24 protein-coding genes are annotated in these 25,549 nt (G+C 69.1%); 7 read left to right on the forward strand and 17 right to left on the reverse strand.

The genetic code is table 11. The features are described 5' to 3' along the window. Positions 1–6 precede the first annotated feature (6 nt). Positions 7–1,038, reverse strand: coding sequence for a phosphotransferase family protein (locus KFLA_RS20215; RefSeq protein ID WP_012921671.1), 1,032 nt, complete (start codon positions 1,036–1,038; stop codon positions 7–9). 166 nt (positions 1,039–1,204) lie between these two features. On the opposite strand from KFLA_RS20215, the gene KFLA_RS20220 reads away from it, so the two are divergent. Together KFLA_RS20220 and KFLA_RS20225 are read left to right on the forward strand one after the other, a co-directional pair. Further along, a complete protein-coding gene (locus tag KFLA_RS20220; RefSeq protein ID WP_012921672.1) occupies positions 1,205–1,903 on the forward strand; it encodes a hypothetical protein in 699 nt (232 codons plus the stop codon). 310 nt (positions 1,904–2,213) lie between these two features. Then, entirely contained in the window at positions 2,214–2,909 is a 696-nt protein-coding gene (locus tag KFLA_RS20225) for a lipoyl protein ligase domain-containing protein (RefSeq protein ID WP_148256676.1), read from the forward strand. On the opposite strand, the gene KFLA_RS35755 is transcribed toward KFLA_RS20225, so the two are convergent. The 5 genes from KFLA_RS35755 to aztB form a co-directional block, all read right to left on the reverse strand. After that, positions 2,897–3,322, reverse strand: coding sequence for a Fur family transcriptional regulator (locus KFLA_RS35755; RefSeq protein ID WP_012921674.1), 426 nt, complete (start codon positions 3,320–3,322; stop codon positions 2,897–2,899). The genes KFLA_RS20225 and KFLA_RS35755 overlap by 13 nt on opposite strands. 89 nt (positions 3,323–3,411) lie before the next feature. After that, positions 3,412–3,828 (reverse strand): beta-propeller fold lactonase family protein, encoded by a 417-nt coding sequence (locus KFLA_RS38950; RefSeq protein ID WP_237706547.1) that lies wholly within the window; start codon positions 3,826–3,828, stop codon positions 3,412–3,414. 824 nt (positions 3,829–4,652) lie between these two features. Beyond that, a complete protein-coding gene (gene aztC, locus KFLA_RS20240) occupies positions 4,653–5,600 on the reverse strand; it encodes a zinc ABC transporter substrate-binding protein AztC (RefSeq protein WP_012921675.1) in 948 nt (315 codons plus the stop codon). After that, positions 5,597–6,469 carry a hypothetical protein gene (locus KFLA_RS20245; RefSeq protein ID WP_202796997.1) on the reverse strand — a complete coding sequence of 291 codons (873 nt, stop codon included), beginning with the start codon at positions 6,467–6,469 and terminating at the stop codon, positions 5,597–5,599. The genes aztC and KFLA_RS20245 overlap by 4 nt, the downstream gene beginning before the upstream one ends. 329 nt (positions 6,470–6,798) lie before the next feature. Then, positions 6,799–7,677, reverse strand: a complete 879-nt coding sequence (aztB, locus tag KFLA_RS20250; RefSeq protein ID WP_012921677.1) for a zinc ABC transporter permease AztB — start codon at positions 7,675–7,677, stop codon at positions 6,799–6,801. An 87-nt stretch (positions 7,678–7,764) separates the two neighbouring features. Between aztB and aztA the strand changes: the two genes are divergently transcribed. Beyond that, positions 7,765–8,439 (forward strand): zinc ABC transporter ATP-binding protein AztA, encoded by a 675-nt coding sequence (aztA, locus tag KFLA_RS20255; RefSeq protein ID WP_202796998.1) that lies wholly within the window; start codon positions 7,765–7,767, stop codon positions 8,437–8,439. A gap of 357 nt (positions 8,440–8,796) precedes the next feature. Here the strand turns inward: aztA and KFLA_RS39545 are convergent, their stop codons facing one another. The 5 genes from KFLA_RS39545 to KFLA_RS20285 all read right to left on the reverse strand — a co-directional run bounded on the left by KFLA_RS39545 (position 8,797) and on the right by KFLA_RS20285 (position 12,713). Next, positions 8,797–8,976 carry a GTP-binding protein gene (locus KFLA_RS39545; protein WP_041289408.1) on the reverse strand — a complete coding sequence of 60 codons (180 nt, stop codon included), beginning with the start codon at positions 8,974–8,976 and terminating at the stop codon, positions 8,797–8,799. Positions 8,977–9,019: 43 nt separating this feature from the next. Next, positions 9,020–9,895: an ABC transporter substrate-binding protein gene (locus tag KFLA_RS20270; RefSeq protein WP_237706548.1), complete on the reverse strand. Its 876-nt coding sequence runs from the start codon at positions 9,893–9,895 to the stop codon at positions 9,020–9,022. Positions 9,896–10,014: 119 nt separating this feature from the next. Further along, positions 10,015–10,803 carry an ABC transporter ATP-binding protein gene (locus KFLA_RS20275; RefSeq protein WP_012921680.1) on the reverse strand — a complete coding sequence of 263 codons (789 nt, stop codon included), beginning with the start codon at positions 10,801–10,803 and terminating at the stop codon, positions 10,015–10,017. 1 nt (position 10,804) lies between these two features. After that, entirely contained in the window at positions 10,805–11,905 is a 1,101-nt protein-coding gene (locus KFLA_RS20280; protein ID WP_012921681.1) for a FecCD family ABC transporter permease, read from the reverse strand. Next, entirely contained in the window at positions 11,898–12,713 is an 816-nt protein-coding gene (locus KFLA_RS20285; RefSeq protein ID WP_012921682.1) for a class I SAM-dependent methyltransferase, read from the reverse strand. Before KFLA_RS20285 ends, KFLA_RS20280 begins: the two co-directional genes overlap by 8 nt. 163 nt (positions 12,714–12,876) lie before the next feature. Between KFLA_RS20285 and KFLA_RS35760 the strand changes: the two genes are divergently transcribed. Beyond that, on the forward strand, positions 12,877–13,632 hold the full coding sequence (locus KFLA_RS35760; RefSeq protein ID WP_012921683.1) for a class I SAM-dependent methyltransferase: 756 nt from the start codon (positions 12,877–12,879) through the stop codon (positions 13,630–13,632). 65 nt (positions 13,633–13,697) lie between these two features. Continuing rightward, a complete protein-coding gene (locus tag KFLA_RS20295) occupies positions 13,698–14,636 on the forward strand; it encodes an aldo/keto reductase (RefSeq protein WP_012921684.1) in 939 nt (312 codons plus the stop codon). A gap of 65 nt (positions 14,637–14,701) precedes the next feature. On the opposite strand, the gene KFLA_RS20300 is transcribed toward KFLA_RS20295, so the two are convergent. Continuing rightward, the gene (locus KFLA_RS20300; RefSeq protein ID WP_012921685.1) at positions 14,702–17,842 is read right to left on the reverse strand and encodes an ATP-binding protein; all 3,141 of its coding nucleotides are present in this window, start codon (positions 17,840–17,842) and stop codon (positions 14,702–14,704) included. A gap of 124 nt (positions 17,843–17,966) precedes the next feature. Here KFLA_RS20300 and KFLA_RS20305 point away from each other — a divergent pair, with 124 nt between their 5' ends. Next, positions 17,967–19,514: an MFS transporter gene (locus KFLA_RS20305; protein WP_012921686.1), complete on the forward strand. Its 1,548-nt coding sequence runs from the start codon at positions 17,967–17,969 to the stop codon at positions 19,512–19,514. Between the two features lie 150 nt (positions 19,515–19,664). Continuing rightward, a complete protein-coding gene (locus tag KFLA_RS20310) occupies positions 19,665–20,291 on the forward strand; it encodes an NAD(P)H-dependent oxidoreductase (RefSeq protein WP_237706877.1) in 627 nt (208 codons plus the stop codon). Positions 20,292–20,322: 31 nt separating this feature from the next. Here the strand turns inward: KFLA_RS20310 and KFLA_RS20315 are convergent, their stop codons facing one another. The 5 genes from KFLA_RS20315 to KFLA_RS20335 all read right to left on the reverse strand — a co-directional run bounded on the left by KFLA_RS20315 (position 20,323) and on the right by KFLA_RS20335 (position 25,494). Then, the gene (locus KFLA_RS20315) at positions 20,323–21,549 is read right to left on the reverse strand and encodes an MFS transporter (RefSeq protein WP_012921688.1); all 1,227 of its coding nucleotides are present in this window, start codon (positions 21,547–21,549) and stop codon (positions 20,323–20,325) included. Between the two features lie 87 nt (positions 21,550–21,636). Further along, positions 21,637–22,494 (reverse strand): alpha/beta fold hydrolase, encoded by an 858-nt coding sequence (locus KFLA_RS20320; RefSeq protein ID WP_012921689.1) that lies wholly within the window; start codon positions 22,492–22,494, stop codon positions 21,637–21,639. A 137-nt stretch (positions 22,495–22,631) separates the two neighbouring features. Continuing rightward, positions 22,632–23,591 carry an NAD-dependent epimerase/dehydratase family protein gene (locus tag KFLA_RS20325; protein WP_012921690.1) on the reverse strand — a complete coding sequence of 320 codons (960 nt, stop codon included), beginning with the start codon at positions 23,589–23,591 and terminating at the stop codon, positions 22,632–22,634. 43 nt (positions 23,592–23,634) lie between these two features. Continuing rightward, positions 23,635–24,552: an NAD-dependent epimerase/dehydratase family protein gene (locus KFLA_RS20330; RefSeq protein ID WP_012921691.1), complete on the reverse strand. Its 918-nt coding sequence runs from the start codon at positions 24,550–24,552 to the stop codon at positions 23,635–23,637. 195 nt (positions 24,553–24,747) lie between these two features. Beyond that, positions 24,748–25,494 (reverse strand): glucose 1-dehydrogenase, encoded by a 747-nt coding sequence (locus KFLA_RS20335; RefSeq protein WP_012921692.1) that lies wholly within the window; start codon positions 25,492–25,494, stop codon positions 24,748–24,750. Between the last annotated feature and the right edge of the window lie 55 nt (positions 25,495–25,549).

Genomic DNA, 25,549 nt, shown 5'->3' on the forward strand with positions numbered 1-25,549 from the left:
CGGCTGTTACCAGCCGAGTCCGTCCAGATGGTTGTGGCCGGAAAGCAAGCCAGCGATGCGGCCCTGCGCCACTTCGCGAATGTCAGGCTGGGGGTGGTGTGCGTACAGCGCGAGCTCCACGTACATGTCGTAGAAGTTCAACCGCTCGCGCAGCTGCTCGCGCTCGAACAGCTCCGGATACGCGCCGTGCAGCCATCCGGGGACCTTCGTGAGTGTGGTCTCGTCGAGCCCTTGTTCGTCGGGTGTAGGTGGGTACTCTCGCGCCCGCGCGCACCAGCGCAGGATGGTGTCGAGCTCGACATCCGCCGGCTGCGCCAACGCCTCAGCGAAGTCGATGAGACCGGTGACGCGTCCTTGGTCGACGATGACGTTGGATCCATGGAGGTCACCATGGACGAGCGCGGGTTCGACGGCGGCGAACAACGGCAGCCGCTCCTGGATCCAATCGGTGACGTCCGCGAGCAGGCGCGAGTCATGACCGGGCAGTCGCCGGGCAGCCTCGACCTGCTGAAGCGTCGCGCTCACTACGGGTGGGTGGAACGCCGGCCACGGCTTGCCGGCGAGCGCGTCGGCCAGCCAGGGCGGCAGCAGGTCGGCCGGGACAGCAACGTGGTGCAGTGCGCGCAACGCAGCACCGAGGCTTTCGATCATCGCTTGGCGCGTGCGCGAGTCCGCCGCCGGCCACGCGTCGTACAGGGTTCGGCCGGGCAGGCGTTCGGAGATGTACCACGGCCCGTCCGGGCCGTCGCCGTGGGCGAGGTGCCGGGCGTGTGGGACCTCGCTGCCGGCGAGCAGGGTGACGACCGCAGCCTCGTGCCGGTACGCGTCGCGGAACTGTCCGTTGTTCAGTCGTACGACGTACTCGTCGCCGACCCACACGCGGCTGACCCAGCCGGCCTTCGGCAGAAAGCGCCCGGTTGCCGGCAAACCGGCGGCCGCCAGCGTCCTCCGCAGTGCCGGATCGGTGACCCGGGCGGGAGTCTCCACGGCGGGCCGAGGCTGCCTGAACCCGCCATCCCTCCAGTCGCCGTCGGTCATGAGCGCGAGCCTATGCGTCAGGGGCCTGCGGCGACACGGGTTTGCCAGCCGGCGCCAGGTGCTGTTGCGGGCGGCGACAACAAGGATGCCCGCGCGGGCTCTGTCGAACGACGTCCTCGCCGGTCTTCCTGAGTCCGGACCTCGCTGCGTGGGACAGTTGCCCACGATGACGATCTTCACGTTCCATCTCGCGGAACTCCGTCCGACGACGACGGCGAGGGCGCTGTGGAAGGCGCCGGTGGGGCCTTCCACGCCTGGGTTGCGGTACGCCGAGTGTCTGGCGCTGATGCGCCTCGGCGCGCCGACGGTTTCGCCGGCGCGGATGCAGCTGCGTCGGATGGCGATGTTCGCCCGGTGGGAGGACGAAGCGGCGGTCGAGAAATTCCTGGCGGACCATCCCCTGGGCCGGCGACTGGCGACGGGCTGGCACGTGCGCCTGCAGTTCCTGCGCCGCTGGTCGCGGCTTGCGGCGCTGCCCGACCTGCCTGCCAGAGCGGGCGCGTGGGACCCCGCCGAACCCGTCGTGGCGGTCACGCTGGCCCGGATGCGCCTCCTGGAGGTGCCGAGGTTCCTCAAGTGGGGCAAGCCCGTGGAACGGCTGGTTCGCGACCACCCGGGCACCACCCTGGCGCTCGCCGCGATGCGGCCGCCCCGGACGATCTCCACGTTCTCGGTCTGGCGGTCGGTGCGGGAGATGGAAGCGATGGTGCACGGCCACAGCACTGTCCCCGACCCCGACCGGCATGCCGCCGCCATGACCGAACGCCGGCGCAGGGACTTCCACCACGAGTTCGCCACCCTGCGCTTCCGGCCGCTGTCGGAACACGGCTCGTGGCAGGGGCGGAGCGGGATCGTTCCCCGCTAGCGGGGTTGCTGCTCGTCGCCTCCAGGCCGGGCCCGGACGTTCCGGGCACCGGGCGCGGACGTTCCGGGCTGGCCGCGGACGTTCTGGGCCGGGTGCGGTGGGCGGCCCTGAGCTGTCGGCACCACCGAAAGACCGCTCGCGGCGTACTGCGTGGCACGGTCGGTGCCGCCGGCAACGGTCGTGCAGGAGCCCGGTCACCGGTTCGCCGTCCGGAAGGTGCTGGTCCCCGGCGGGCTCGACCGACCAGCTGGTGCTGGGATGACACGATGTGGGCATGCAGGTGTTCTCGGGGCCCGTAGGTGACGCGGCGATGGAGCTGGCTGTGGGCAACGCCCTGGTTCGGCGGGCCTCCCGTGGTGAAGTGACCGACGCGATCCGGATCTATCGGCCCGCCGAGGCTGTGCTCGTCTTCGGACGACGCGACGCCCGCCATTCCGGATTCCCGGCCGCAGTACAGGCCGGCCGTGACGCCGGCTTCCAGCCCCTCATCCGGGCCGTCGGCGGACGACCGGTCGCCTACACCTCCGAGGCGATAGTGATCGACCACGTGCGGCACGACCTGCGGGCGACCGAGGATCACCAGCGGCGATTCGCCAGCTTCGGGATCCAGTACGCCGACGCGCTGCGAGCTCTCGGCGTCGACGCGCGGGTGGGTGAGGTTCCAGGAGAGTACTGTCCGGGCGCGCAGAGCATCAACGCTCGCGGTGCCGTCAAGCTCGTCGGCACCGCCCAACGAGTCGTCCAGCACGGCTGGCTGTTCAGCACGCTGACCGTCACCGGCGACGACGACCGGATCCGCACACTCCTGACCCAGGTCTACGCCCACCTCGAGCTACCACTCGACCCCGCCACCGTAGGCTCCCTGACCACCGAACGCCCGGACCTCACGGCAGCCACCGTCGAGCAGCACTTCCACGCTGTTTTCGCCCCCGACATCGCACCCTCTGCCCTGGACCAGCCCACCCTCGACCTCGCCGCCAGCTACGCACCCGATCACCGCATCTGACGAGCCGACGTCCACCACCATGGCAGTCGAAGAGCTGTCGAACACTGCACCAGGGATGCGTACATCTGGCCCTGGGTCGGCGCTGTGGTCGACGCCAAAGCCGCTAACCATGAGCAGGACGCGAACCTGTCGAACGCAGAGTGGCCCGGCACGGACTGCTCTCCTCTCGTCCCGGCCTCATCCCGAATGACGTCCACGCGGTCCGAGCGCTCCAGATGCCGCAGCGCGCGGTACACCGTCGTCAGGCCGATGGGTGTCCCAGTCGACTGCAGCAACGCGTGCAGCTCACCGACCGAGACGAAGTCCCGGCAGTTGGAGAGGGTGTCGAGCATGGCCGCTCGCTGGCGCGTCCGGCGCAGGCCCACATCGGCAGCCGACAGGTCTTCCTCGTCAGTGGTGTCGGCGTCACGCACGAACCCTCCGCGCTCCAGCCAGGTCGAGCTAAGCGAATTGATTACCTCTTCATAGCAATCCGCTCGGCGTAGCAACCTGCGAACGAGAGTCAGTGGTGCACGCCGCTGAGCTCGTTGGGAGCCTTCGGCAACGACGCCGATCCCAACCGGCGTCCCGAGGCGATGTCGATGGCGTGGACGGTCTTGGTCGCCGGATCGGAGACGTAAGCGGTGCTGTCGCGGACGAAGAGCGCCGGACGGGCCTGCTGCCACTCCAGCGGCTCCTGCCACTTGCCGATGACCGGAATGGTCCTGGTGACCTTGGCTGCCTCGGGGTCGATCACGTGGATCTTCCCGTCGGTGCCCAGCACCAGGGCCTCGCCCTGCGGGCCACGGCCGAGCGAACGGAACGTGTAGCTGGTGCCCAGGCCGACCAGCTGCAGCTTGCCGGTCTCCGTGTCGATCAAGGAGATCTGTTCGGGGCGCTCTAGCTCGGCGTCGGCGTCCTTCTTGTAGTCGCCCAGCACGATCGACGAGTTTCTCGGATCCGGCCTGGTTTCCGATCCGGCCGTACTCGGTCGGGCTGTCCACCTTCGTGATGGCACCCTCCTGGTAGATGAGCACGCCGTCCTCGCAGCCGATGACCACCACCTCGTTCTTCGCAGTGGCCTCACCGTGGACCCCGGGGCAGTTCTCGTTGCGAGCAATCTCCTTGCGGTCCTTGTCCAGGACAAGGATGCCGACCCGCTTTTCCTCGGTGCCCAGTGTGGTCACCAGCTCACCGTTCTCCAGCTCGATCGCGACTCCGTGGTGCGCCTCGGCCGACTTATACGTCCGGGTGGGCGGCTTGTCGTCGCCGAGGTTCTTCGGGTCGAAGATCGTGACCTCACCGGTCCCGTCGGTGAACAGCACCGTTCGGCCGGCGTGACGGACCACGTGGCCCGGCTTGGACCCCGCGAACTCGACAGCGGTCAGCTCAGGAGTGAGCGCGTCCATGACGCGGAAGCCCGTCGTGGTGGACACCATCACATGACGGTCGTCCCCCGCCGGGTTGACCCGGTTGAATCCCTCGAGCGGGATGTCCTTGGCAACCTTCAGCGTCTGCCCGTCCACGACGTACAGACCACCGTCGTACGTGGTGACGATCGGGTCCTTGACGGCATCGGCCGCGGCGGCCGGCGTACTGCCGGTGTCTTGCGCTGCGGGCTCGGACCTGGCGTCCGCGCCGCAGGCGGTGAGCACGACGGACGAGGCCAGCAGAGCGGTGATTCCGGCCAGCGTGCGGTTTCGGATTGTTCTTCTCATGGGGTTTTCCTTTGTCGGTTGCTGTCGAGGAACGGGAAGCAGCGGGTCATCCAACGGCCAGGCCTTCGGAGATCGCCTTGGTGTTGGCGCGCATCATCTCCAGGTAGCTGGCGGCGCCTTGGCCCTTCTCGGTCAGCGATTCCGAGAACAGCGGAACGACCTTCACCTCGACGTTGCTCTCCCGCTTGAGGACTTGGGCCAGCCGGTCCGGCTGGGACGAGTCGGCGAAGATCGCCCGGACGCCGGCCTGCTCGATGGCGGTGACGAGGGACTCGAGGTCCGAGGCGCTGGGGGAAGCCAGCGTGGTGCCGCTCGGGATCACGGCCCCGATGACCCGGAAGCCGAACCGTTGCGCGAGGTATCCGAAGACATGGTGGTTGGTCACCAGGTTGCGCTTGCCGGCGGGGATCCGGGCGAAGGCGCGTTCCATCGAGGCCGTGAGCTGATCGAGCTGAGTCAGGTAGCGATCAGCGTTTTCCTTGATCGACGCTTCGTCGACGCCGGCTACGTCCTTCACGATCTGCTCGGCGATCAGGCGTGACGCCTCGGCGACCCGGTCCGGATCGGTCCAGAAGTGCGGATCGGGCCGTCCTGCTGTCTCACCGGACGTGTGCGGAAGGGGGTCGACGGCGTCCCCGACGGCGAGTGTGTTGACGCCCGCCTCGCGTGCGGCGTCGACATGGCGCAGGACGTTCTCCTCGAGTCCGAGGCCGTTGTAGACGACGAGATCGGCCTGTTCGAGCTTGGCGGCCTGCTGGGCCGACACGCCGAACGAGTGCGGGTCGGCGTTGGCTTCCATCAGCACGCTCACCTCTGCTTGGTCGCCGACGAGGTTGCGCGTGATGTCACCGAGGATGTTCGTGGTGACGACCACGCTCGGGCGCTTGTCCTCACCCGGCGCGCAGCCAGTCAGGGCCAGCAACAGCGCGCAGGTCAGCGCAGCGAAGGAGAAGACGACGGCAGTCGCGTGTCGAGTCGTGACCCCCGGCGTCATCGTCCGGTCTCCACCATGTGGCTGGGCGTGATGTCGACGGGGAACGTGCGCGCCAGCCGCAAGTTGTCGTTGTAGTCGATCTCGTAGATCTTCCGCCCGGTGGCATCGTTGAGGTACGCACGGTTGGTGTCGACTTCGATCACGGCGTGCGGGCCGGGTTTCCTGCCGGTCAGCAGTTCGGTGTCGGCGACCACCTTCGCGGTGACGGGGTCGATCGCCTGCAGTACGCCGTTCGAGGTGAGGGCGAGCAGCGGCGCACCTTCGCCTGCTGTGTTCACCGCCACGACGGGACCTGTCTTCACGAGCTTCCAGGTCCGTTTGGTGACGTCGAGAATCCACACTGCATCGCCGCCGGCCGTGGCCGTGAGCGTCGTACTGCCGGAGCGGTGCCGGAAGTCGTGCGGGCGGGCTGAGTCGGCGACCGGCCTGCCGTAGGGGATCTTCTCGCCGTCGAACCGGCCGTCCTTCGCGGTCACGAGAAGTGCGCCGTCGGCGCATCCGAAGATCACTCCCCTGCGAGTGACAGCGTCGCCGCGTGGCTGCGGGCACTTCGCATCCACCGACGCCGTCAACGCTCCCTCGCGATCACGAATCTCGACAGTGTCGCGGGCGACGCCGGCACCGGGGACCAGAAGGTGTTCCTCATAGGGGATGACCGGAACGGATTTCGCCGCGCCGGCAACCGGACGCCCCTCGCCGACGGCGCCGTCCTCCAGCTGTGGCCGCTCGAACATCTGAGTCGTGCCGTCGTTGAAGGTGACGGCGGTGACCGCCGGGTCGCTGCGGATGTGTCGCGGCCGCGGTCCCTGGATGTCTCCGACGGAGCGGATCTTCGTGCGGTAGTAGTGCACATGGTCGCCGTGGTCCACCATCCAGGCACCGGCGTCGACGACGTGCGCACCCCTGTCAGTGCCCACAAAGGCGAACCTGCCATCGGTGGCCAGGTCGCGGACGTTCGGGACGTCTCCGACCCGGGTCACTCCCCCGGTGATCAGGTCCAGCACTCGGACCGCTCCCGTGCCTGCGTCCGCCAGGACCAGCCGTGACTGCTGCTCCGCGGTTTCCTCGGCTCCTTCGACGTACCCGTGCGGAGGTGAGGAGGACGACGAGCTTGCCGGCCCTTCACCGCCGCGCTGGCAGCCGGCCAGCGATGCGGTCACGGCGAGTGCGGCGGCTCCGACGCGGATTGTTCTTCGTTTCATGACGAGTGCCCGTATTCCAGTCGTTGGTCGGCGGCGGGAGAAGGGACCGTCAGCCGCCCGCGCCGATTGCGGAGGCCGGCGGCGGTGGTGGACAGCAGGAACTGCAGCACGGCGACGCCGGCGATGGTCGCTCCGGCCGCGGTGCCGGCATGCCAGGACAGCAGCAGACCGAGGAACGTCGCACTCACGCCGAAGCAGGCAGCCCCGGCCATGATGAGCGGAATGCGCCGCGCCCACGGCAGCGCTGCGGCCGGCGGTGCGATCAGCAGACCGAACACCAGCAACGTTCCCACCACCTGGAACGAGGCCACGATCGCCAGCGTGAGCAGGCTCAGCAATGCGATGTGCGCCAGCCGCGGCCGTAAGCCGAGGGTGTGAGCTTTGCGTTCGTCGAAGGCCAGCGCGAAGAACGGCCGGTAGCCGACCACCGATACCGCAAGGGCCAGAACCAGCGCGATGGCCAGATGCGTGAGGTCCGCGGGCCGGACGGCGAGCACATCGCCGAAGAGGAACCCGGTGAGATCGACGGCGAAGGACTGCGATCTCGAGACGATGATCACTCCGAGCGAAAGCATGCCGACGAACAGCAGACCGATGCCGGTGTCCTGGGACAGTCGGGCCGCGCGAGCGACGGCGGCGACGCCGAGCGCCATGGCGGCCGCACTGACGGCTGCTCCGACCAGCAGGTTGCCGCCGAGCAGTGACGCCACGGCCACCCCGGGCAGCATGCCGTGCGCCATGGCGTCGCCGAGGAACGCCATACCCCGCAGAACGACCCACGTTCCCGCCAACGCACAGATCAGCGACACGAGGATGCCACCCCACAGCGCCCGCTGAACGAAGGTCACCTCGAAGGGCGCCGCCAACCAGTCCATACCGAGAGCCTATAATGAAAATGATTATCGTTACAAAGGAGTCTCATGTCGGTCACACCTCCGTTCCACCAGGTGACACTGAGCGCTGTGTCGGCCGGCTATCCGGGCCGACCGGTCCTCGTCGGGCTGGATGCGCGCATCCCGGCCCAGCTGACGACCGCTGTGGTCGGGCCGAACGGTTCAGGGAAGTCGACGTTGCTCGGCGTCCTGGCCGGGGTTGTTCCGGCCACCGCCGGAACTCTTGCTCATCGCAACGAAAGCCGGCCGGCCTTCGTCGTGCAGCGCAGCGCCATCTCCGACAGCTTCCCGCTCACCGTTCGGGACACCGTCGCCATGGGACGCTGGGCACGCCGCGGAATCTGGAAACGCCTCACTCCGCAGGACCGGTCAGTGGTGGATGCGTGTCTGGAGCGACTCGGCATCGCCGATCTCGCGGCTCGCCAACTGGGCGAGCTCTCCGGAGGACAGCGGCAGCGTGCCCTGGTGGCCCAAGGGCTTGCCCAGGAGTCCGATCTGCTGCTGCTCGACGAACCGACGACCGGCCTGGACGCTACGGCGCAGCGGGCCATCACCGAGGTTCTCGACGAGGTGACGAACAACGGCGTCACTGTGGTCCAAGCGACACACGATCTGGCGGCAGCGCGACGCGCCGATCACTGCCTGCTTCTCCACGACGGACGCATCGTGCACGAAGGCTCGCCCGACACGGTGCTGACGAACGAGGCGCTTGCCCGCGTCTGGCAGTTCACCGATTCGGCCTGACTTCGGCCAACGCGCCGCGATGGGCCTCCGGCGCGATCTCGCCAGGAGCGGCGAAAGCCATTCGACCGCTGGTCGGACGTCGCCTGGCTGATAGGAATACGGCGGTTCCTGCTGGATGCGCTCAACCAGCGCAGTCAGCGCCGTACCAGCCGGATCCCGGTCCAGGTCATGCCGATCGAGCGTCCGTACCGTGACACCTGACCGCTCCCCTGGGCCTCGGTGCACTCGTGAGCGTGGTCATGGTCGAGCTGACCCAGATCCCAGCGCGGAAGTGGGTCCTCGAACTCAGCCCAGCCGGTCAGCCCCATGGCGAGTTCGTCGTCGGTGAGCAACGCAGTCCCGAGCCGTCGCGCCGGCTCATCGAAACCGATCCCGATGGAGACCAGCTCCTGCCCGGGCGACCGAGGAGTACGGCATCCGGTCGGTCAGGCGCATCGGTTCGGAGATCACCGCGACCCGTCGGCTCTCCCGGTTGGCCAGCACGTGGTTCAGCAAGGTGGTCTTGCCCGCGCCGAGACAACCGGACAGCACCGTCACCTGAACCGGCTCGCGCCGATCTCGGCCAGGATCGTGTTCTCGCTCACCGGTTGAGCCCGCGGAGGTAGGCGGCGAACTTCTCCAAGCCGTCGATGTTGCGGGGCCCGCTGATGCCCTCGTTGTAGTCGAGCACGAAGAACCGGTTGTTGCGGACAGCCGGCAGGTCCTTGGTCCGCGACGACGTCTTCAGGAAGTCGATCTTCTTCTGCGCCGGCTGGTCGCCGTAGTCCAGGATGATGATCACCTCAGGCGCAGCCTTGGTCACCGCCTCCCAGCCGACCTGCGTCCAGCGCGCCTCCAGGCCGGCGAAGACATTGCGTGCGCCGGCCAGCCGGATGATGTCGTTCGGCGGCACCTGGTTGCCCGCGGTGAAGGGCTGGTCGGTTCCCGAGTCGTACAGGAAGACCGGCACGGGGTTGTCCTTCGGGGCCTGCTGGACCACCTTGTCCACGCGCTGCTTCAGTCCGCCGACCACCTCCGACGCCTTGTCCGCGACGCCGAAGATCTGTCCCAGGCGTTCGAGGTCGGAGTACAACGCCTCGAACGGCGGCAGCTTCTGCGGGAAGCCGGGGTAGTTGTAGCAGCTCTCACTGTGCATGAAGCTCTGAATGCCGAGTCCGTCGAGGATCTCCGGCGTGATACCGCGCTGCTCGCTGAAGCCCGACCGCCACCCCGCGACCACCAGGTCGGCGCGTGCTTCGACGACGATCTCCTTGTTGAGCAGGTCGTCGCTCAGCATCTTCACCTTCGCGTAGTCGGCCGCCCAGGGCGACTCGCTCACCGGCGGGTTGGCCGGCGGCATGACGTACCCGGCGACGCGGTCGGCCAGTCCGAGGGAGAACAACTTGTCGGCGCTTCCGCCCTCGTAGGCGACCGCACGCTCGGGTTTGCGATAGTCGACCTTCTCCCCGCACCGCATCACCGGGACTCGATCCGATGCTTGTGGATCGTCCTGTACCGAGGCTCCGCATCCGGTCAACAGAGCCGCGACAACTGCGGCGGCCACGATGGTTCGTTTCGGTCGTTCAGGCGGAGTCATCACAAGGCGTCCTTCACAGTTTGATCCATCAGGGAGTAGAGCAGTTGGGGAGCGCCGGTCAACGGGTGCCGTACGACGCTGGCTTGCACGCCGAAGACGGCCGCCAGCAACTCCTCGGTCAGTACCGACTGCGGGGTACCGCTGGCGACCACCGACCCGTCGGACAGCACACCCAGCCGGTCGCAGGCTGCCGCGGCGAGATTGAGATCGTGCAGTACCACCAGCACGGTGGGCCCGAGGCCCCGCAGCAGCGACAACAGTTCGATCTGGTGCCGGATGTCGAGGTGATTGGTCGGTTCGTCGAGAACCAGGACCTCCGGCTCCTGGACGAGAGCTCGGGCGATCAGGACACGCTGGCGCTCACCCCCGGACAGGGTGGTGATGCTGCGCCGCGCGAGGTGGGCGACGTCGAGGCGTCGCATCGCGGTGGCGCACAGCTCCAGCTCACGGCCGGACAGCGGCTGGTTGCCCTTGAGGTACGGCGCCCGTCCGAGCGCGATGACCTCCTCGACCGTGAAGTCCAGCTCGACGGTGGCGTCCTGGGTGACCGCGGCAACCAGTTGGGCGCTCTCGCGCGGCGACAGCTCGACGATGTCGGTGGCACCGATCCGGACCACGCCCGCGGTCGGCCGCAGTGCGCGGTACACGCAGCGCAACGCGGTGGACTTACCACTCCCGTTGGGCCCGATCAGTCCGACGACCTGTCCGGTACCGACCTGCAGGGACAGGTCCCGCAGGATCTGCCGGCCGTCGATGTCGAGCCGCAGTTGTTCCAGCTGAAGATCCACCTCAACGACTCCCGAACAGGTAGCCCCGGCGCCGCATCAGCGCGATGAACACCGGTACGCCGATCAGCGCTGTGATCACGCCCAGTGGAAGTTCCCGCGGCGCCACGACCGTACGAGCCAATAGGTCGGCCCAGACCATGAAAATTCCACCCACCAGCGCGGCCAGGACCGTCACTGTGGCGTGACGTGCTCCCACCACGAGCCGAACCAGGTGGGGCATCACCAGCCCGACGAACCCGATCGCTCCACTCACCGCAACCATCGCTCCGGTCGTCAGGGACGACAGCAACAGCAATTCCTTGCGCAACCGGTCTGGGGACGTGCCGAGGCTGGCAGCGGTTTCGTCCCCCAGCGCCATCACATCGAGCGAGCGGCTGCGCCGGCGCAGGACGACGATGCCACCGGCAACGGCCAGCAGGACGATGGGCAGCGTGGACCAGGTCGCAGCCCCGAAACTGCCCATCGACCAGTAGAGAACGGTGCTGGTCGACTCGCTGTTCGGCGACAGGTAGATCAGCAGGCTCATCACCGCTTGCAGACCGAAGGACATGGCCACCCCGGTCAGCACCAAGCGCAACGGCGACAGCATGGCCCGGTGGCTCGCGGCCAGGTACACCAGAATCGAGGAGAGCAGCGCACCGGCGAACGCGCCGACCGACATCGCGTACACGCCGAACGCCGCCAGGGATCCGGTGATCATGACGCCGACCGCGCCCACCGACGCGCCCGAGGAGATGCCGAGCACGAAGGGATCGGCGAGCGGGTTGCGGACCAGCGCCTGCACCGCAACGCCGACGGCGCTCAGGCCCGCACCGACGATCGCCGCCAGCAGCACGCGGGGCGTCCTGATCTGCCAGATGATCTGATACGTCGACACCTCGTCGGCCGTGATCGCACCGCCGGTGAGCGCGGCCCACAGGTACCGAGCGGTGTCGGACGGCGAGATGGCGGCCGGCCCCAGCCCGATGGCGAGAATCATCGAGGCGACGAGAACCAGCATGAGCCCTGTCGACGCCAGCGCGAGCCGTAGCCGCCCGGGACCGGCCTTCGGCACGTCCTCCTCGCGGGCACCGGTTCGCAGGTCGTCGGTGAGTTCAGTCATCGGACGCAGGCCTCCCAGTGCTGACCGGATCACCGCGACGCCCCGTGCCGATCAGGGAATCCGCGATCAGTTCCCATCCGTGCTCGAACTCGATGAGTTCCAGCAGGCGGCGCTTCACCAGGCCGGTCTCCGCGCCATCCATTGCCGAGAGCAACGACCGGAGGCCGGTTCCGGTGACGAACGCCCAGGCGGTCTCCGGAGTGAGATCGACGCGATGGGTCACTGCCTCGATCTCGACGTCCTGCAGGCCGATGCGCTCCAGCCAGCCGGCCAGGAGCGCCGGACTGTCGAGCCAGCGATCGGTGCGCACCGGTACCGTCAGCTCCGGGCGAACAGCTCGTACCGCCTCGTACACGAATCCCACGAATCCCATCGCACCGCGGTTCCAGGTCGAGGCCGCGAACCGGCCGCCCGGCTTCAGCTGGGAGACCAGGTGCCGACCGTCACGGTCCGGGTCGGGCAGGAAGAAGGCCCCGTAGCCGCACAGGACGACGTCGTACGGGCGATCCGAGACCCAGGTGGTCACATCGGCGAGGTGTGCTTGCAACTGGTGGACACCGTCGCGGTTCGCGGCGAGCTCCAGCCGTCGCACCAGCTGTTCGGTCAAGTCCACAGCGTCGACATGTCCAGCCGGTCCGACACTGCGCGCTGCCGGCAGCGCGCAGCCCCCAGCTCCGGAGCAAGCATCGAGAACACGCTCGCCCGACCGCAGCGCCGCCGACTCGGCGAGCTCGGTCCCCAGAGGCGTCCAGAGCAACGGCGACCAGCCGAGGAAGTCCTCGGCGTCGGCGTCGTACACGGATGACATGCGGGCGACTGTACATGACAATCATTACCAGTAATGAGCCGTATGGGCGTTGATGACATTGATTTTCAGTTCAGCTAACGTGGACCGGTGACCGCCACATCGCTCACTGCCCTGCTCCGGCTACGAGCCGCTTGCCCTCACCTGCTGTGAAGCAGCTCGCCCGATGACCGGCAGAACGAGCTGGCAGGAATGGCAACGGCGCTGGGACCTCCAGCAAGGCAACTATCTGCCTGAGCGCGAGCGCACCCTGAGCTTGATGCTGGACATCATCCGGAGAACCACCGGTCCGAATCCTCGACTGCTCGACCTCGGCTGCGGCCCGGGATCGCTGCTCACTCGAGCCTTTCAGCACTTGCCCGGCGGCGACCTCGTCGGCGTCGATCTCGATCCGCTCCTGCTCGAGATCGCACGCAACGTCGCCGGCGACCGCGGCATGTTCCTTCAAGCCGACTTCTGCCAGGAGGGATGGGACCTCCCCCTCGACGACCGGCACTTCGACGCCGTGTGCTCCGCCAGCGTGATCCACTACCTGCATCCGAGCCAGCTCGACCCGTTGCTGACGACACTCGCCAACAGACTGCGCCCTGGCGGAATCCTGCTCATCGCCGACACCTTCCGGCTCGGTCGCCAGCACCGGCCCCGGCTGGATCAACTCGCCGTCGACCTTCGACAGCACCACTGGGACGGCGAGGGCACCGCCGGCGCCGAGACCTGGACCCAGTGGTGGCAGGCGGCCCGCGCGGAGCCGGCGTTCGAGCAACTGTTCCGTCAACGCGACAAGGCCCTCGCCGGCGTCGTCGACCACCAGGCCGAGCTGACTGTGTCCATGGTGACCATTGCGCTGGAACATGCCGGCTTTTCCGAGATCGCCACTCTCGACCAGACCGCCGACCACCACTTGATCGCCGCGGTCCGCTGATTCTTCCCCTCGCGGGTGAACTCGCGGCTTGACCTGGAGTCCACTCCAGCAACGAAGCTGGAGCCATGAACGCACCCACGATGGCTCTCGGCACGATGTACTTCGGCACCAGGGTCGACGAACGGACCGCCTTCTCGGTCCTCGACCGGTACGCCGAACTGGGCGGAGCCTTCATCGACACCTCCAACAACTACAGCTTCTGGACCTCCGAGACGGGCTTCGGCGGCCAGAGCGAGGCGCTGCTGGGTCGCTGGCTGGCGTCCAACCCCGGCACCCAGGTCGGCCTCAGCACCAAGGTCGGCGCCCAGCCCACGCGGGTCGGCGGGTTCCCCGACCATCTGGAGGGACTGCGCGAGGACGTCGTCCGCGAATCCATGGCACAGAGCTTGCAGCGGCTGGGCGTGGACGGTGTGGATTTGTACTGGGCACACGTCGAGGACCCGACCGTTCCGGTGGGCGACCTGGTCGAGACGTTCGGCGGCCTGGTCCGGGACGGCCTGACCGCTCGCTGGGGCGTGTCGAACCACCCGTCCTGGCTGCTCGAACGCATCCGCGCCACCGCCGAACGCGCCGGCCACCCGCAACCAAGCGCCTACCAGGAGCGCTACTCCTACCTCCAGCCCGCCGGCGGCATGGCCGTGGAGGGCCAGCCGATCCCGCTGGGAATGCTGTCACCGGACGGCCTCGACTTCCTGCGACGCAACCCGTCGTTCGACGGCTGGGTCTACACCGCCACCCTCCAGGGCCGCTACGACCGCAACGACCGCCCACTCGAGATCGAGTACCGCCACCCCGGCACCGAACGACGGCTGGCAGCGCTGACCCGGGTCGCCGAAGCACGCGGACTCCAACCGGGCCAGGTAGTGCTCGCATGGCTGGCCTCCGGGAGCCCGGCGCTGACCCCGATCGTCGGAGTCAGCAGCGTCGAACAGGTCGAGCAGGCGGTGGAAGGCGCGACCACCCTGCTCACCGAGGACGAGCTGGCGACGTTGGACGGCGCATAGGCGACGACGCGGCCGGCCGCAGTACCGATGGTAGTGAGGACCCAACCGCCCCACCTTCCACGTACTCAACGCCCGCGCCCCCCGGGCAGGTGAGCAGGGACCAGGCGGTTCACTTCGGAGTCTGCGTTCGCCAGACCATGATCGAAGGCCGAGGCGAACACCTCATCCGTCAGCGCCCCACGGCAGGTGGCCGCGATGCGCTCGACGTCGCCCCGCTCGCCCGCCGGCAGCGGTGCGCCGACCTGTGCACGCAGGCCGGTGGCTGCGCCGAGCAGCCGCGCAGCCTGCTCAGGGGCGCTGCACAGAGCCTGCACGCCCGCGAGGCCCTCCAAGGCCAGCGCGATCGCTCGCGGGTCGGCAGCGTTGCGTGCCGCCGCCAGTCCTTCGAGGTGCAGGGTGCAAGCAGCCTCGGCGTCGCCGCGCTGTTCGGCGATGAAGCCCAGCTCGGCAAGAATGAGGGCGACCGCCAGATCCGACTCCAGCCGCCGGTCGTGGGCCAGCCAGGGGTGCAACCTGGCCTCGGCCTCGTCGAAGCGTCCCTGCCGGCGCGCGCTCAGTGCCAGGCCGAGCTCGGCGAACTCCTCGCCGATGGTGTAACCCTGCTCGACAGCCTGCGCGCGAGCGCGTTCGTGCAGTTCGTCGGCCTGTTCGTGGTCACCGATCAGCAAGGCGATCCGACCGAGCGCGGACAATTTGTCGGACACCTCGGTGCGCAGGTCGAGATCTTCGGCGATGCGTAGGCCGTCGCGGTGCAGCTCGGCCGCGCGGTCGTAGTCGCCGACGACCTCGGCGTGGGCGCCGAGGCCGACGGTCAGGTGGAGCTGCCCCCACCGATCCCCCACCTCGGTGAACAGTGCCATGCCGGTTTCGCCGTGGCGGCGCATTGCGGCCAGGTCGCCGCGCGCCAGGGCGTACCGCGTGAGCGTTCCGTGCGCGGCCGCCGTACCCCACTGGTCGCCCTGCTGCTCGAACACCGCCAGGGCGCCTTCGACGAGGCCGTGGCCGACACTCAGCTCTCCGATGCCCAGGCCGATGAATCCGAGGAACCATTCCGCCCTTGCTCGCCGACCAGCGGCTTCAGCAGCGCTCGGCCGGGTCCCTGGCAGCGGCTCCAGTCGGGACGCGGTGCCCGTGAGGAGACTGAACGCGGTGTGCCACACCTGGACGGTGCCCGTCAGCGCGTCGGGACCGCCCGCGGACAGCGCCGCCGCCAGTGCCCTCCGCCCCTCACCGAGCCGGCCCCGCAGAACCCAGTACCAGGTCAGGGATTCGACCAACGGCAGGGCCTCGCCGTCACGAACCGCGTGGTCGATCGCGGCCCGCAGATTGGCAGCCTCGGTGTCGAGCAGGCGCAGCCAGTGGCGCTGCCGCGGCCCACGCAACTGCGGGTCGGCGGTCGAGGCGAGCCCCGCGTAGTAGTCCCGGTGCCGCCGTTCGACGTCAGCGATCTCGCCCGCCTCGCGCAGTTTCGCCGCGGAGTACTCGGCGACCGACTCCAAGAGGCGATACCGCGGCGGTTCGGTGGTCGTCGTGACGGTGACCAGCGAGCGGTCGACCAGCCGCGCCAGGAGATCGGGTACGTCGAGGCCCTCACCGCCGGACACTGCCTCCGCCGCGCGCAAGGTCCACCCGTCCACATGGACCGACAGCCGGCGCAGTACGGTCTGCTCGGCTTCGGTCAGCAGATCCCAGCTCCAGTCGAGCATCGCTCGCAGGGTCTGCTGCCGGGCGGGAGCGCCGCTGTGCCCGGTGGTCAGGACGTGGAACCTGTCGTTCAACCGCGCCAGGACCTCGGGCACGCCCCAGGCGCGGACCCTGGTGGCGGCGAGTTCGAGGGCCAGTGGGATTCCATCCAGGCGGCGGCAGATCGCGGCAACGGCATCGGCGTTGTCCGCGTCGAGAGCGAAGCCGGGCACGCCGGCCGTCGCTCGTGCCACGAACAGCTCGACTGCACTCGGTTCGGGCAACGTCGGCACGGCCCACAACTGCTCGCCGGCCACGTCCAGCGGGCGTTGGCTGGTGGCCAGCACTCTCAGCTCCGACGCTGTGCGCAGTAGCCGCGCGGCCAGCTCGGCGGTGGCTGGCGCAACGTGCTCACAGTTGTCCAGCAGGAGCAGCATTCGCTTGGTGCGCAGGACCTCGGCGAGCCTGCCGGCCATGTCGGTCGCCACGAAGTCCCGGATGCCCAAGCTCTGCCCGACCGAGGCGGCCACCTCGTCCGGCGACGCACCAGCCGGCAGCGCGGCCAGTTCGACCAACCAGGTCCCGTCCGGGGACTCCGACACTCGTTCCCGGGCCACGGCCAGCGCCAGGCGAGTCTTGCCCACGCCTCCTGGGCCCGTGAGGGTGACCAGCCGGCCCGCCGCGAGCAGCGCTCGTACCTCGATGACGTCGGCGTCCCGGCCGACCAGATCGCCGAGTACGTGCGGCAAGTTCGTGGGCGGCGCCACTTCGCCGCCGAGCGACGGGTCCTGTTCCAGGATCGCCCGATGCAGTGCGGTCAGGCGCGGTCCGGGCTCGATGCCGAGGTCCGCGACCAGCCTGGCCCGGAAGTCGCGGTACCCCGCCAACGCCTCGCTCTGCCGCCCGGCCTGGTACAGGGCACGCAGGTGGGCGGCTCGCAGGCGTTCGCGCAGCGGATAGCGAGCCACGAGGTCACCGAGCTCGCCGACCAGTACGCCGGACTCGCCGAACTCCAGGCGCGCCTCTGCCCGCTGCTCCCACGCGGTGAGGCGCAGCTCGTCCAGCCGGGCGGCGGTCTCACGGGCGAAGTCCTCATCGGCGAAATCGGCCAGCACCGATCCCCGCCACAACGCGAGGGCGTCGTCCAGTACCGCTACCCGCTCCCGCGCGTCACCGACCGCCGCGGCTTCGGCCAGCAGCGTTTCGAACCACCCGGCGTCCACCGCCTCCGGTTCGACGTCCAGCACGTAGCCGGGCCGGCTCGACACGACGAGCCGCCGTGCGCCGGGCTCGGCCTCGTCCAGCGTGGCGCGGAGCTGAGACACCCTCGTCTGCAGCGCACCGGCGGGGTTGGCGGGCAGCCGGTCACCCCACAGCCGGTCGATCAACCGGTCGCCGGGAACCACGCGGCCGGCTTCGGCGGCCAACTGGGCGAGCAGCGACCTGACCTTCAGCTCGCGGACGCGGACGGCGCGGCCGTCGGACGTCCACGCCGCGAGCGGGCCCAGCACCCCGAAACGCACCTTCAGACCTTATCCGACAGCCAGCTGAAGTCGCTCCGGAGTGTTTCTGAAGCGGCACCGGCCACCGTGGTCCCGCTCGGACGGACCAACCTGCCCGAGCGGACGAGTGAGGGAAAGAGAAGATATGTCTGTCGAAGTCGGTGACCGGGCCGGGACCAGGGAATGGCTCGGACTCACGGTGCTGCTGCTGCCGACCGCGCTGCTGTTCGTGGCCCAGACCGTGCTGTTCCTGGCGACCCCGCACCTCGCCGCTGATCTGAGGCCCAGCAGCGACCAACTGCTGTGGGTCAACGACGTGTACGGCTTCGCGATGGCCGGCCTCCTGGTGGCCATGGGCACCATCGGCGACCGGGTAGGCCGCCGGCGGGTACTGCTGCTCGGCGCCGTCGTGTTCGGCGTGGGGTCGGTGATTGCCGCCTTCGCGCCGAGCATCGGAGTACTGATCGCCGCCCGCGCCTTGATGGGTGTCGGCGCGGCGGCCGTGATGCCGTCGACGTTGTCGCTGATCCCCAACATGTTCAAGCAGCCGCGGCAGCGAGCGACAGCGGTCGGCATGTGGGCCGCGTCGGTGTCGGTCGGCGTCGCGCTGGGACCGCTGCTCGGTGGTCTGCTGCTGGAGTCGTTCTGGTGGGGCGCTGCGCTGCTGATCGGCGTACCGGTGATGGCACTCGTCGTGCTCCTGGCACCGCTGCTGGTCCCGGAGTACAAGGCGCCTGACGCGGCCGGGCAGCGGATGCCGGACTTGCTGAGCGTGGTGCTGTCCATGGCCGCGCTGCTGCCGTTCGTCTACGGGGTCAAGGACTACGCCAAGTCCGGTCTGACCGCGACGGCGGTGGTGACGACGCTGGTCGGGATCGCCTTCGGAATCGTGTTCGTCCGCCGGCAACTCCGGCTGGCCACCCCGCTGCTCGACGTGCGGCTGTTCCGGAACCGCTCGTTCAGTGGTGCGTTGGGGGTATGGCTGCTGTCCGCCATCGCGCTCGGCGGCATCTACCTGCTGTTCACCCAGTACCTTCAGCAGGTGGCCGGGCTGTCGCCGCTGGCCGCCGGCCTGTGGATCCTGCCCGCAGCGCTGATGCTGGTGGTGGTGTCGACCTTGTCGCCGATCGTGGCCCGGCGCGTGCGCCCGGCGTACGTGGTGGCGTTCGGTGCACTGTTTTCGCTGGCCGGGTACGTCGTGCTCACCCAGGTCGACAGCGTGGCCGGCCTGCCGATGCTGATCACCGGGTTCTACCTGCTCTACCCCGGCATCGCACCGACGATGGCGTTGACCACCGACCTGGTGATGGCAGCCACTCCGCCGGAGAAGCAGGGCGCCGCGTCGGCGGTCAGTTCCACGTCCATCGACCTGGGGGTCTCGCTCGGGATCGCCGTCATGGGCAGCATCGGCACGGCCGTCTACCAGGCCACGGTGCCGTCCAGTCTGCCCGGCCAGGCGGCGGACTCGCTGTCGGGCGCACTGAACGAGGCCTCAGCGATGTCCGGTGACGGGGCGCAGTCGATGGTGGCGGCCGCGCGCGAGGCCTTCACCCACGGCCTCAACGTCGCCGGCGTGGTGGCAGCGGTCCTGGTCACCGGCGCGGGCTTGCTCGCACTCACCCTGTTGCGTCACGTGCCGCCCGCCACCGCACCGGCGGACGAGCCCGATGGCGCGGACACCGTGCACGCCTGACCATCCTCCGGGGACGGGAGCTCCCGTCCCCTTCAGCGCGGGGGGCTCATAGGCCTGAGCCACAGTCGAGCTCGGCGACCTTCTGGGCTGGTGGAACCCCTGGTGTGGAAGAGTCTGGCCATGCCAGGTGAGGAGTCGGGGCGGTTGTCGGTGCTGGTGCTGGTGGCCCACCCGAGGGAGGGCAGCTTCAACCATGCTCTGACACAGCGCATGGTCGCCACCCTGGAACGGCGGGGTCTGGACGTCACCGTTCACGATCTGTACGCCGAAGGCTTCGATCCAGTACTGCGGGCCGAGGAGGCCTACACCAGCGGCCAGAGCGCGGAGCAGGTCCTGGCGGCCAGCAACGATCCTCTGCTGGCTGTGCACCGGCGCGACTTGAACGCGGCATCGGCACTGGTGGTCGTCCACCCGAACTGGTGGGGCAAACCCCCGGCGATCCTGGCCGGGTGGATGGACCGAGTCCTGGTACCGGGCGTGGCCTACCGCCTGGATGAGGCCGGCGGTGAACCCACATCCCTGCTGTCGCTGCGGGAAGTGCTGGTGATCAACACCTCCGACACCACCCGGCACCGGGAAACCGAACTGTTCGGAGACCCGCTGGAGTCGATCTGGCTCCGCTGCCTGCCGCCTTACCTGGGCGGCCCTCGAGTCGAGCGAATCGTGCTGCGCGTGGTCGCCGAGGCCGACGCCGCAGAGCGCGCTCGCTGGCTCGATGACGCCGCAGACCGAGCCAACCGACTGCTGACCTCGGACACGAACGCGCCCTCACGTTGACCCGCACTGGACCTCGAGCAGAGTCGACCAGTTACCGACCTCGGCCTTGCGGGTGTTCGACCTCGGCGGCCACGTGGAGCCGGTCCGACGTCGCAGCGAGATCCTGGACGAACTCCTCGCGCGGGGATGACCCTGAACAGGCCCACGTCACGAGCGCCGCGGCCAGCAGATGGACGGCCGCCAACGCCAGGCCGAGGACGGGGTGCCGGGTGGCGACCGCCCCGCCCGCGGTCGCGCCGGCGAACAACATGAACAGGTACACGGCCGGTCCGTACGCGCCGCTGGGGTCCGCCGCCGCGACGCGATCCATCAACGCCGGGATCACCATCGCCGCCCCGAGCGAGCCGACCCAGACGGCGATCACCAGTCCGCCGACGGGCGCGCCGAGAACCCAGCCAGCACAGGCGGCGAGATCACCCACCGCGCACGTCGCCAACCCGACCAGCAGCACCCTTCGGCCACCGAAGCGCGTCACTGCTTTGCCGAAGTACCAGGCCAGCAGGAGTGCCGGTGCACAGGCCCATCGCACCCGCTGCAGTTCCACGGCATCCAGTTGCGGCGTCAGGGCCAGCGCGCCGTACAGGGCGACCAGGCCACCGAGTGCCGTGGCGCTGACCGCCGAGATCACCCGCAGGTCTGGTCCCACCGCCAGCCGTAACAGCATCGCGTAGCCGACGAGCCGCGGACGAGAAGCCTGCTCCTTGGGCAGGCAGGCTGTGATCGCCAAGGCCGCGACCGCGTAGACCATCGCGAAGGCGCTGAGCACGCCACGCCAGCCGACCAGTTCCGCGCCTTGTTGCCCGACGAGCTGCGCGACGACCACGGCCGACAGGTAGCAGGTCCCGATCAGCCCCGCGGCCCGGCCGCGCTGCGTCGGGGCGACGTTCCTGCCGAGGTGGCTGACGACCGCCGGTGTGTAGGCGGACGCAGCTACCCCTTGGACGACCCGAGCGACCACCAGCATCCAGCCGGTCGGTGCAAAAGCGGCCAGCAGCGTCGCGCCGGCGAGCGCTGCCAGGGACCAGACCATGACCAGCCGGGCCGGTCGATGACCGATCAGCGGAGCAAGCAGCAGGAAGCCGGCGGCGTACGACGCGCCGAAGGCGACCGCGAGGACCGGCACACCGCCCAGCTCGGGGAAGGTGTGCGCCACCTCCGGCGCCAACGGCGTCGAGACGTACAACTGACCGACCACGGCGGTGCCGGTGATCGCGAGCAGTCCGGCACCACGGGCGCTCTTCAGGGCAGGATCGACCATGGACACCCTGCCAACCCTCGCCGAGACGGACGGTTCCGGGAAGTACGCACTTGCAGGTGCGCAGGCTGCGGCGGTGACGCGACGAAGCTATCCGCGGCCGGGATCCTGATCGCCTTCGAGCAGCCAGCGCAGGATCGCCGGGGTGGCCTCGAAGTGGCCCACGTGCCCGGCCTCCGGAGCCTGGACCAGCGTCGCGCTGCGGATGCGCCCGGCCAGCCAGATCGCGTGCGAGACCGGGATCACGGTGTCCAGGTCACCGTGCCACAGCGTCGCCGGCACGGTGATCGCCGCCGGGTCGAACCCCCACGGCGTACCGAACAGGGCGAGCTCGTCGTCGATCCAGCCGTCCATGCCCGGGCGCAGCGCTTCCGCGAACGCGGCGGACAGCATTGCCTGGACCTCGGGCCGCGTCAGCACCGCCCGCTCCGCCGGTGGGAGCAGCTTCGCCAGGTCCTCCGACTCCACGGTGGCCAGGTACTCCGCGAGCTGAGCGCGCCCCTGCCGGGCGGCGGCCGCGCTGCCGCGGTTGCCGTCCATCATTCCGGCCGTCCAGTCCAGTCCTTCGGCGTCGCACGGTGCCGGACTGGCCAGCGTGGCGACCCGGGTGATCCGTGCGGGGTGCCGGGCCGCGAACGCCAGCGCGTGCGGGCCGCCGCCGGACACCCCGAACACGGGGAAACGGCCGAGGTCCAAGGCGTCGGCGATCGCCGCGATGTCGTCGGCGCCGTCGACTACGCGGCGCCCGGGATGCGGGGTGGAGTGCCCGAAGCCGGGCCGGTCGTAGGTGATGAGCCGCACGCCGAGCTCGGTGAACAAGCGGTCGTCCGGATAGCGCGCCAGCCGGCTCATCGGGCTGCCGTGCGCGTAGAGCACGGGCCTGCCGTCGGGCACGCCCCACTCCTCCACGGCAAGCGTCCGGCCGTCCTCGGTGATCACTGTCTGCATGCCTGTCAACCTAGGTGCCCTGATGCCCGCCAGCCCGGCGATTAGCCGAGGGCAGACAACTTCAGCCGGCACCTCCGCAGCAGCAGCGGCCGCCACGTGCGACCACCAGCTGCCCCGGTCACCGTTGGGGGGTGTGGTCACTGCCCTGGGAAGGCATGGACGGATCGACCAGAGCCCGGCTGCGACGTATCGGGTTGGGCGAGGGCGCGCAGCCGCGGTTCACCGACCTGGGTCAGCATGTCCCGATGTACCGGCTTCCACCCCAGTTCGGCGCGGCTGCGAGGGTCGCGCGAGCGGCTGGACGCGGAGTAGATCATCGTTGCTTCGGGCCCGAACATCTCGTCGGCCTCCTCGATGGCCAAGCTGCGGGTCTGCACGCCGAGGTCTCGGGCCACGGACTCGGCGATCCACCGCCACGGGATCTCACCGCCGGCGGCGTGGTACAGAGCCCCGGGTGCACCCTTCTCGATCGCCAACGAGTACAGCCGCGCCAGGTCGGCGCTGTGAACGTTGGAGTAGGCCGCCAAACCGGGGCCCACGTAACAGGCCGCTCCGGTAGTGGCGACGGTGCGGTACACCCGGGCGACTTGGCCGTTGTCCCCCGGACCCCAGATGACCGGAGGCCGCACCACCATGCTGCGCACACCGCGGTCTGTCGCGGCGCGCACGGCGCGTTCGGCCTCGACTCGGTCGGCCATCAGCGCACTCGGCTCGAACGGGTCGTCCTCGGCCAGGACCTCTGAACTCCATTCGCCGCGGTTGTCCTTCATGAACACCCCGCTGCCCGAGGTGAACAGCAGCGTCTTGCCCGTTCCCGCCAACGCGCTGCTCAGCTGTTCGACGACCCAGGGTTCGCGTTCGAAGGCGACCTGCGCGGCGTAGATCACCACGTCGCTCTCGCGCACCGCTGTCAGCAGTGAGTCGATGGCGTCGTCGAGGTCGCCGATGACCGGTGCGATGCCGTCGGCGGCGAGTGCGGCGCCCGCCTCGTGCGACCGGGCCGACCCCGACACCTGGTGGCCCTCACTGACGAAGTGCCGTGCGAGCACGCCACCGAAGTAACCGGTGGCGCCGATCACGAAGACCTTCTGGGACATGGACATCCTTTCGAACCGAGGACTGGTTGAGCGGTCGAGCAGGTCAGACCGGGGTGCGTGACACTTCGGCGACAAGGTCGAGGTGCTGAGGTGACCACCCGAGGACGCGACGGGCCTTGCCGCCCGAAGACTGGCTGTTCGCGGCCCAGTAGTGCGCCATCGCGGGCATGCCCAAGGCTTCTTCCAGCTCGGCCAGATCCAGCGCGGTGGTCTTGCCGCCCAAACCCATGCCGTGGCTGATAGCGGTAGCGATGTCCCCGGTGCGGAGGCCGGTTTGCGCCCCGGCGTGGAACAGCTCCCCGCCGGGGGCCTTCTCGACGGCCAGGACGAACAGATCGGCGAGGTCGTCGACATGGACGAAGCTCCACTGATTGAGTTCCGTGCCAACGGCGTACGGCACCGCGCCCAACCGTTGTGCGGCGGCGCGCAGCATCCAGAACACCATCTCGCCGTCACCTCGCCCGTAGACGTTGGGTGGACGCAGCACAACCCCGCGCAGCCCTGGTGCGGTGAGCACGGCCCGCTCCACGTCGAGCCGCATCTGCAGCGCTTTGACCGCAGGGTTCTCCGCCGGGGCGATGGGGGTGTCTTCGTCGTAGACGACGTCACCGGTGTTTCCCAGTACGCCCGTACCGCTGGTGAGGACGAGCGGTTTGCCGCTGCCCTGCAGTCCGGCGATCAGGGCGTCGACTGCCTTGGCTTCACCTGCGTTGGCTACCGAGAAGTCGCCGCTGCTGGTGTCGAACGCGGTATGGATGGTCCCGTCAGCCGCTCGGGCTGCGATGGTGAGGGTGTCGGGCTGGTTGACGTCGCCGCGGTAGGGCGTGATGCCCCGGTCGGCGAGCGTGTCGGCGGATTCGTCGGATCGGGCGAGCCCGACGATCTCATGCCCGGCGTGCAGCAGTTTCTCGGCGATCACGCTACCGATGTATCCGGTGGCACCGGTCAGGAAGATCTTCATGCTTCTCCTCGAAGGTGTTGTGGCGGCCAGTCGTCGGACCCGCTCCGCGGCGGCGGGCGACCCTGCGACGCCCTTCACCTTCTTTGTCTCGGGGTTGTCCGTGCCGCGGCGCTCAGATGGTTGCGGGAGGCCGGGCGTTCGATCACCGTGCCCTCGGACACGATCAGCCCACCTGTGCCTTGAGCCCGGTCGGGGCTAGCGGGATCCGCCGCTGGCCAGCAGCCGCTCGCCGGTGAGCCACCGGGCGTCGTCGGAGGCCAGGAAGACGGCGATGTCGGCGATGTCGTCGGGCTGGCCGATGCGACCCAGTGGCGTCTGGGACACCGCCAACTGTTCGATCTCCGAGCCGACGAAGCCCTTGGCGCGGTTGCCTTCGGTGTCGACCATTCCGGGGAGCAGGGCGTTGACCCTGATCTTGCGGGGACCCAGTTCGTTGGCCAGCACGCTGGTGATACCTTCCAACGCCCCCTTGGTGCCGGTGTAGATGACCGAACCGGGCGGGTGCACGCTGGTGGCGCTGGAGGAGATGTTGATGATGCTGGCGCCTTCGCCGAGGTGGTCGAGCGCTGCTTGGGTGACCAGCAGGGACCCCAGCACGTTCACGTCGAACGACCGGCGGTAGAGGTCCTCGGTGACGTCCTCCACCTTCACGATGTCCCAGATGCCGGAGTTGTTCACCACCACGTCGAGGCGGCCGAACTGGTTGACCGCGGCATCGACCAGTCCCCGGGCCTGGTCGGCCTGCGAGACATCGCCGCCTACGGCGATGGCTTCGCCGCCGGCTGCAGTGATCGCCTGGACCACGGCATCGGCGCCTTCCTTGCTCGAGGAGTAGTTCACCACCACTCGCGCACCGGCCGCCGCGAACGCCTTGGCGATCGCCGCGCCGATTCCCTTGGAGGAACCGGTGACGATGGCGACTTTTCCTGTCAGATCAGACATGTCGAACCTTTTCTGTGAGCACTACTGCTGGTTGTGGTGGAGTGGGGGCGGCTGG

This window comes from Kribbella flavida DSM 17836, assembly GCF_000024345.1.
GTDB classification, from domain to species: Bacteria; Actinomycetota; Actinomycetes; order Propionibacteriales; family Kribbellaceae; genus Kribbella; species Kribbella flavida.

Coding starts and splice junctions, on each gene's coding strand:
- KFLA_RS20215 (WP_012921671.1), bottom strand. CDS start 1,038: ATGACCGACGGCGACTGGAGGGATGGCGGGTTCAGGCAGCCTCGGCCC.
- KFLA_RS20220 (WP_012921672.1), top strand. CDS start 1,205: ATGACGATCTTCACGTTCCATCTCGCGGAACTCCGTCCGACGACGACG.
- KFLA_RS20225 (WP_148256676.1), top strand. CDS start 2,214: ATGGAGCTGGCTGTGGGCAACGCCCTGGTTCGGCGGGCCTCCCGTGGT.
- aztC (WP_012921675.1), bottom strand. CDS start 5,600: ATGACGCCGGGGGTCACGACTCGACACGCGACTGCCGTCGTCTTCTCC.
- aztB (WP_012921677.1), bottom strand. CDS start 7,677: ATGGACTGGTTGGCGGCGCCCTTCGAGGTGACCTTCGTTCAGCGGGCG.
- KFLA_RS20270 (WP_237706548.1), bottom strand. CDS start 9,895: ATGCGGTGCGGGGAGAAGGTCGACTATCGCAAACCCGAGCGTGCGGTC.
- KFLA_RS20280 (WP_012921681.1), bottom strand. CDS start 11,905: ATGACTGAACTCACCGACGACCTGCGAACCGGTGCCCGCGAGGAGGAC.
- KFLA_RS20285 (WP_012921682.1), bottom strand. CDS start 12,713: ATGTCATCCGTGTACGACGCCGACGCCGAGGACTTCCTCGGCTGGTCG.
- KFLA_RS35760 (WP_012921683.1), top strand. CDS start 12,877: ATGACCGGCAGAACGAGCTGGCAGGAATGGCAACGGCGCTGGGACCTC.
- KFLA_RS20295 (WP_012921684.1), top strand. CDS start 13,698: ATGAACGCACCCACGATGGCTCTCGGCACGATGTACTTCGGCACCAGG.
- KFLA_RS20305 (WP_012921686.1), top strand. CDS start 17,967: ATGTCTGTCGAAGTCGGTGACCGGGCCGGGACCAGGGAATGGCTCGGA.
- KFLA_RS20315 (WP_012921688.1), bottom strand. CDS start 21,549: ATGGTCGATCCTGCCCTGAAGAGCGCCCGTGGTGCCGGACTGCTCGCG.
- KFLA_RS20320 (WP_012921689.1), bottom strand. CDS start 22,494: ATGCAGACAGTGATCACCGAGGACGGCCGGACGCTTGCCGTGGAGGAG.
- KFLA_RS20325 (WP_012921690.1), bottom strand. CDS start 23,591: ATGTCCCAGAAGGTCTTCGTGATCGGCGCCACCGGTTACTTCGGTGGC.
- KFLA_RS20330 (WP_012921691.1), bottom strand. CDS start 24,552: ATGAAGATCTTCCTGACCGGTGCCACCGGATACATCGGTAGCGTGATC.
- KFLA_RS20335 (WP_012921692.1), bottom strand. CDS start 25,494: ATGTCTGATCTGACAGGAAAAGTCGCCATCGTCACCGGTTCCTCCAAG.